Annotated in this window: 1 pseudogene; it reads right to left on the bottom strand. The window is 75.6% G+C overall.

Features of this window, described 5'->3' with window-relative positions:
* Positions 1 to 270 (bottom strand): annotated as a pseudogene (locus BFF77_RS36080) (hypothetical protein); the annotation flags it as partial.

Below are 270 nucleotides of genomic sequence, written 5' to 3'. Positions count from 1 at the left end.
GGTGTGCCGTCGTCACAGACCAGCCGGAGCGCCTCCGGATCCGGCCGCCACACCGCCTCGCCGGTCCGTGCGATCGGTACGGCGGCGGCGACGGCGAGCACGAGAGGGAGCAGCGCGACAACGCGGCGCCGGGCCGCGTACGCCAGGAGCGCCGCCACCGCGAGACCGCCCGTCCACACGGCGCTCGCCGGCCCGAACCACCACACCGGCCGGTCCCAGAGAAAGAAGTGGTCTCCGGCCGGATTCAGCCGGCGGACGTCCTGCCGCGTG

The sequence above is a fragment of the Streptomyces lushanensis genome (assembly GCF_001700515.1).
In the GTDB taxonomy this organism is placed as follows: Bacteria; Actinomycetota; Actinomycetes; order Streptomycetales; family Streptomycetaceae; genus Streptomyces; species Streptomyces lushanensis.
Note: the sequence above shows the minus strand (reverse complement) of the source record. Positions and strands in the feature narration are given on the sequence as shown.